This is a genomic window from Chryseobacterium polytrichastri (assembly GCF_900142445.1).
GTDB classification, from domain to species: domain Bacteria; phylum Bacteroidota; class Bacteroidia; order Flavobacteriales; family Weeksellaceae; genus Chryseobacterium; species Chryseobacterium polytrichastri.
Window position 1 is genome coordinate 1 of sequence record NZ_FRAV01000072.1, and the last position, 5,878, is coordinate 5,878.

Here is a 5,878-nt window from a genome sequence, read left to right on the forward strand (position 1 = left end):
ATGTAGAATTTGGTTTTCTTCTTCAAATTTTACAATCTCAAAATATTCAATCAACAGTTCAGGTAAAAATAATTTAAGCAGTTCGGCATCATTTAGCATTATACAAAAATAGCATTTTTTATTTTCTCCCCAACTTTTGAGACTGATCCCTTTTTTATTCCTAAAACATTCCTAAATCTCTTCTTTAATTTGTCATGTTTTTAAACAGTATTAAAAACATTTATGCAATCATTTAATCAATAAAGGATTTAAATTTCATTATGACAAATTATCATTTCTGTGTACCACCTACCCTTCAAACTGACTTTAACTTTTCGAAACTATTAAAGACACTATTTAAAAGGTCATGCAATATTCTTAGGGATAAAAAAATCATTGCTGGACTATTTTTATTGGGTTGTATTGGAAGTACTGTCAAGGCACAGATCAGTCCGCCAGGTTTAGGTGAAGCCAACACTGCATTTTGGTCTGCCTTCGGAGTAAAAAGACAACTTGATTCTTTAGGAAAAAAACAGTCTTTAAGCTATATTGCTGTCGGTAGGAAAAGTAGTCCCGATAATGACAACCCCTTTTCTAAACAAGCCATATTTGTCCTTAATCATGAGGTTTACCATTCCTTTGCTCAACATCAGCAATATAGTTATGCCATCAGTTACCGTCGTCAACCTGTCTATGAAAGTTCAGCACCTTACGAAAAAGAAGGTTTAGAGCAAGAGATAAGACTATACGGAAGATATGACTATAGTTTTGATCTTGGAAAAAAATGGACGTTAAAAAATACGATTCGACAAGAATTCAGAAAATTTTTTGATCCCAATTTTCATGCTGTGGAAGAAAGCTTTCAATTAAGAACCCGTATTAAAAGTCAGCTTACTTATAAGCTTTCATCAAAAAACAATCAGAAATTGGCATTAAGTGCTGAAGGATTATTTTCCATCAGTTATCTTAATGATCCTGAGCCTCAATGGACAAAATTCGGATATAGAGAAATGCGTCTTGGCCTTTATTATATGTTTGCAATTCCTAATTCTCCTTTCACTATGGATATTGGCTATGTAGATGATCTGATTAGAAACAGCCACAGTATTGCAAAAGGGGGTGTTCATTATCTTGCCGCCGATGTGATCTGGAATTTACCTTATAAAAAGAAATAGAGAATGGTCCTTTACTCATTAATCAACAAAAAAAATCCTGACCGTTTTGATCAGGATTTTCGTTTGAAAAGAATACTAACTATTTTCAAACTACAATTTAGCTATATATGATTGTTTTGGTTTCAATTGTTAATTACAGATCATCAAAAACTGATGACTCATTTGGACTTTAAATTTTGCTTCTGATTTTGCTTTAAAATGAATGGTATTTTCAAAAGCCTGTACAGATTTCAATTTCCTATCAATACACTCCGCGATCTGCACCATCGAGAACATAAAATCTCTATACACCGCAATATCCACTGTTTGTCCATAACAAGGTAAATACGCTTTCAGAAAGGCAATGGTGGATTGATGTTGGCTGTAATTCACGCAATATCCTGCTCCATCTTTAGAGGTGATGATCTTTTGGTTATTAATATAATCCAGCACATTTTGAGTTTTGGGAGAAATATTATTCTTCAAAAAATATCTGTTGATTTTATCTAAAATATGTTGAGCATATTCCATCATGGTGATTGTTTTCCATTCAAACACATGATTCATACCTGTTTGTTTTTGCTTTCCGTTTCCACAGCTCGTGCAGAATGAAAGTCCCATTTTTTCGTAATAGGGAAAAAAGCAGTTTTTAATATGAATAGATGCATCTGTCTGTAGTCTGTCATTCGCAAAATTATAATACAGATAAGGACTGTATAATTCTGCAAGACTTTTCAGATAGTCGATTTCGCTTGTATTGCGAGACTCTTCAAACCACTTTTCAAGATTATCGTAATAGCGATTCTCAAATTCATTAAAACTTAAATAAAACGGCACTTCCATAGCTCTGTAATTTTGATATGACAAAGCTATAGCGGTAATGCGACAAAACTTGACGTGTTATTTTTTAATTAAAAAGATTTTTGTGGATGCTCTTTTTAACCACAAAAGAGTCAAAAGATTAACACTTGAGTTATTTAAGTTAATTTTGAAATGTAAAAAAGAACACATAAGTTTAAAAAATCTTTGCCAATTGAGCGGAGTCGAAATGGTATGCTATTGTAAACTTCATATTATAAACAGCTTATTTTCAATATGTAAATGATACTTTTGTTCCTTTTGTGGTTAAATTTTCAAATACATACTTCGATTATTTATCGTAATTCTTCATTACAAATTCAAAATAACGAATCATCTTCATATAGTTTTCAATACTGAGATATTCATTGGTACTGTGAATACTCTGCTGCTCCGAGCTGTTGATCTTAATCGGCATAAATCGGTAGATGTTTTTACTCACGATTTGATATTTATAAGCATCCGTAGCCGCCATCGTAAGATACGGAGCAGCTATAGCATCGGGATAAACCTCTTTAATCCCCGCCTGAATCAACTGAAATGCTTTTGTATTGGTAGGTGACACCGCCGAAGCCTCTTTTGTATTGTCAATCTCTTCTACTTCCACATCAAAACCTTTTGTAGCTTCAGCAATATGCTGTTTAACATCTTTAATCGTATTTCCGGGGAGGATTCTAAAATTCACAACAAACTCTACCTCAGGAGAAAGTACGTTGGGGGCATCACTCCCCTTCATCATCGTCAACGCTGTGGTTGTACGAATTAAGGCATTCGTTGAATTGTTTTTTTCCAACTGAGAAAGCAGTAAAGATTTTAGAAGCCACTGATTGGAAATTGCCAATCTGCTCGTAAAAGGCATCACTCCACCAATCGTATCAAAGAATTCTTTAATAAGTGGTGTAATTTCCGGTTTCATCTGGCTTTTTTCTAACCGCTGCATAATGATCGCTGCTTTACCAATCGCACTTTCCATAGGGGGCATAGAAGAATGTCCACCCAATCCTTTTACTTTGATCTTTGCGGATAAAAATCCTTTTTCTGCACATCCAATCACCGCAACATCAGAATCAATTCCTTTTACACTTCCTTTTTCTAATATCAATCCGCCTTCATCATATACGGCATCGAATTTTAATCCTTGCTTTTTGAAATGATCGGCAATCTGAACCGCCCCTTTTTGTCCACCCACTTCTTCATCAAAACCAAAAGCTAAATAGATATCACGTTGAGGAACATGACCACTTTTTATTAAACTCGTCATTGATTCCAATAAAGAAAACAACATTCCTTTCATATCAATTGCTCCTCTTCCGTAGATTCTTCCATTGGCAACCGCTCCTGAAAAAGGGGCATAATCCCAATCTTCTGCTACTTTTGTAATTCGAGGTAACGCTTTATCATTGGGTCTGAAAATATTCTCTTCGTTATTTTTAACATCGGCATCTCCCGGAGGAACCACATCCATATGAGAAAGGAATAAAATAGGTTCGAGATTGGGCTGACTCCCTTTTAGTTTAAAAACCAATCCGTACTTATTGACCTCATAGTTTTCCGTATTCTGATACAATTCAGGGTATGATTTTTTTAAATATTCCTTAAATGTATCAAAAGTAGAATAATTAAAATCTCCCAATTCGCCTGTAGAAATGGTCGCGATCTTTATTCCGTTTGAAAACCTTTGAATAGCAGAATCATTTCGGGTCACCTTCCATCCTTCTGTTGCTGTTGCACTAGTCTTTTTAAAAGGATAAGTGAAAGTTTTAACTAGTAAAACGATAATTAAAACAATAAGAATTCCCAGAATGATTAAAAGGATTTTTTTCATGATGATTTGATGTTGTATGGGTTGAGGGACTATAACAAATATAAGAAAGATATTTTGGATTGGGTGGTTTGTTTGTGAATGAGAAAACCACTGCGGTTGCAGTGGTTTTTTGTGTTATAAATTTGGTGTGAGGTACGAGCGAGATACTCACACCCGCTATCATTAAGTTAAGTACTTGATTCTTATTTCGAATTACAAAAATTCTATTTTACTCCTTATAATTGGTGAGATGTTCCATTTATTTAATGGTAAAAAATACGCTGAATCCTTAACTTAATGACATTGTGCTCGCGCCAGCATGGGGAATATTGGATACCAACACATCTGGAACATTAACTATAATTTCTTTACTATTTTTATAAACCATTACCTTTCATGACATGTCTTTTCATTTTATATTTGAAATCCTCAAAGTTAGAATCCCAAAAAAATGGTGGATGATAAGTATATAAAATCGCTAATTCATCCATGAAAAATCTTATTCGTTCGCCACAATTATCTTCATAACCATCATCTTCATAATTAAATATAAAGTTATTTGCAAATTCCCTAAAGTCTAAGAATGTTAAAAGATATTTATCTTTGTATAAATTTATATACTTAAACATTGAAATAATAAAATCTCTATATTCATCCAAGGTCATCTTGGATATATTTTCTGGTCTTAGTTCAATTTCTAATTTTTCTTGAATCTGTTTTATAATTACGTTTCTTTCTTCCATATAATTTATTTTACAGGTTGCCAAGCTGGGGCAGTACTTTGAATTAATGCTCTAAATGTTCCTACATTCATAGGAATTGCAGGTCGTATTTGTCCATAAAAGGGATTTGAAATATTAGGGACAGGTGTTCCAATCAAGCCATAAGATACCAATGAGCTTGCTGATATTCTAAATAGAATTTGTTTTTATGAGTGTCAGGAACATCTGATGGCATTGTATTTCCGTAACCAACAGTAACAGATAAACCATTTGAGAAAAGAGGCGTTATCATGGTAGAGTTAGAAAGAAAATTAACATCTTTATCTCTTAACCCTAGTTTATCTAAACCTTCTCCAACCATAGGTATACCTTTTACACTCCTCATATTTCTATATAAATATAAACTTGAACCTTGTGGTTCGCCAGTTGTGGCTATTGGTATATCGCCTGTTCCTGTAATTGGTTTTGAGTTAGGAGCAATCCCCATTTAACATTAAAGGTAATCCCCAAAGCCCCTTACTTAGTATACCTAAAGATGCCGTAGCTTGTTCCCAAGTTAAAGCTGCCTCAACTCCTTCAGGAATGAAAGCAATATCTATTACCGTTCCTTTTACAGTAGATTTATTAGTACTTTTCTTCCCTCCAAAAAGGTCCATAAAGAAATTACCTGCGCGTTCCCAAAAACCTTTGTTAGGCGGATCACTAAATCCATTAAAACTAAGCCCTGTAAAGTAATTACTTCCTGAAGATTCAGAACTTGTAGACATTGTAGCTTTGTAAGCCGTAAATGCTCGTTGTGCAGCTTCTCCTGAATAAACAGTTTCATTACCATCCGGATCAATAAACATGATTGGGTTGTTAACGGCATAATTATAAGGGCTGTGTCTTCTGTACTTCTCAGCCATGACATCAATAACACCCCAACGTCCGATATCAGACATGTACATTCTTGCCCCGTAGTCGTATTGCCCAGTCTCTTGTAACTCTTTACTGTTGTACTTATAATTATACAACACCGCTCAACTTTTCAGAACTTGTCTACTTCATTTTTTCTCGCGCGAACATTTACTTTTTGAGCGCTTCTCTGTTCGACGGTCCCAAAAATATGGATTTTCAATTGGAAAAAAATGGGATTTCCCTGTTTTAAACTTCAATTGAAAAATTTAAAGACTTTTTTGCTAAAAATTCAGCAACTTTATAAAACAACAAAAACCACCGCTATTGCGGTGGTTTTTCATTGTAAATTTCCAACGGGTTACGAGCAAGATGCCATAAGTGTTCGAAACCTCAAAATTATTATATTTGAGTCTAAAACAGATTTATGAAATTAGAAGAAGTTTTAGGCTATATTCCAAAAGAAG

The 5,878-nt window shown here is 34.1% G+C and carries 6 protein-coding genes; 1 reads left to right on the forward strand and 5 read right to left on the reverse strand.

Annotation, left to right across the window (positions count from 1 at the left end; genetic code table 11):
- Positions 1–260 precede the first annotated feature (260 nt).
- The gene (locus BUB80_RS22765) at positions 261–1,154 is read left to right on the forward strand and encodes a DUF2490 domain-containing protein (protein ID WP_083547376.1); all 894 of its coding nucleotides are present in this window, start codon (positions 261–263) and stop codon (positions 1,152–1,154) included.
- Positions 1,155–1,283: 129 nt separating this feature from the next.
- Here BUB80_RS22765 and BUB80_RS22770 read toward each other — a convergent pair whose 3' ends face one another.
- The 5 genes from BUB80_RS22770 to BUB80_RS24100 form a co-directional block, all read right to left on the reverse strand.
- Positions 1,284–1,976 (reverse strand): hypothetical protein, encoded by a 693-nt coding sequence (locus tag BUB80_RS22770; RefSeq protein WP_073297997.1) that lies wholly within the window; start codon positions 1,974–1,976, stop codon positions 1,284–1,286.
- 307 nt (positions 1,977–2,283) lie between these two features.
- A complete protein-coding gene (locus BUB80_RS22775; RefSeq protein WP_073297999.1) occupies positions 2,284–3,816 on the reverse strand; it encodes a M20/M25/M40 family metallo-hydrolase in 1,533 nt (510 codons plus the stop codon).
- A 356-nt stretch (positions 3,817–4,172) separates the two neighbouring features.
- The gene (locus BUB80_RS22780) at positions 4,173–4,538 is read right to left on the reverse strand and encodes a hypothetical protein (protein ID WP_073298002.1); all 366 of its coding nucleotides are present in this window, start codon (positions 4,536–4,538) and stop codon (positions 4,173–4,175) included.
- A gap of 133 nt (positions 4,539–4,671) precedes the next feature.
- A complete protein-coding gene (locus BUB80_RS22785; RefSeq protein ID WP_073298004.1) occupies positions 4,672–5,004 on the reverse strand; it encodes a hypothetical protein in 333 nt (110 codons plus the stop codon).
- A complete protein-coding gene (locus tag BUB80_RS24100; RefSeq protein WP_083547377.1) occupies positions 4,988–5,533 on the reverse strand; it encodes an RHS repeat-associated core domain-containing protein in 546 nt (181 codons plus the stop codon). Before BUB80_RS24100 ends, BUB80_RS22785 begins: the two co-directional genes overlap by 17 nt.
- Positions 5,534–5,878 lie beyond the last annotated feature (345 nt).

Bases quoted from the DNA above. Each gene is read 5' to 3' on its own strand.
- BUB80_RS22780 (WP_073298002.1), bottom strand. From the start codon at position 4,538: ATGGAAGAAAGAAACGTAATTATAAAACAGATTCAAGAAAAATTAGAA.
- BUB80_RS22785 (WP_073298004.1), bottom strand. From the start codon at position 5,004: ATGGGGATTGCTCCTAACTCAAAACCAATTACAGGAACAGGCGATATA.
- BUB80_RS22775 (WP_073297999.1), bottom strand. From the start codon at position 3,816: ATGAAAAAAATCCTTTTAATCATTCTGGGAATTCTTATTGTTTTAATT.
- BUB80_RS22770 (WP_073297997.1), bottom strand. From the start codon at position 1,976: ATGGAAGTGCCGTTTTATTTAAGTTTTAATGAATTTGAGAATCGCTAT.
- BUB80_RS22765 (WP_083547376.1), top strand. From the start codon at position 261: ATGACAAATTATCATTTCTGTGTACCACCTACCCTTCAAACTGACTTT.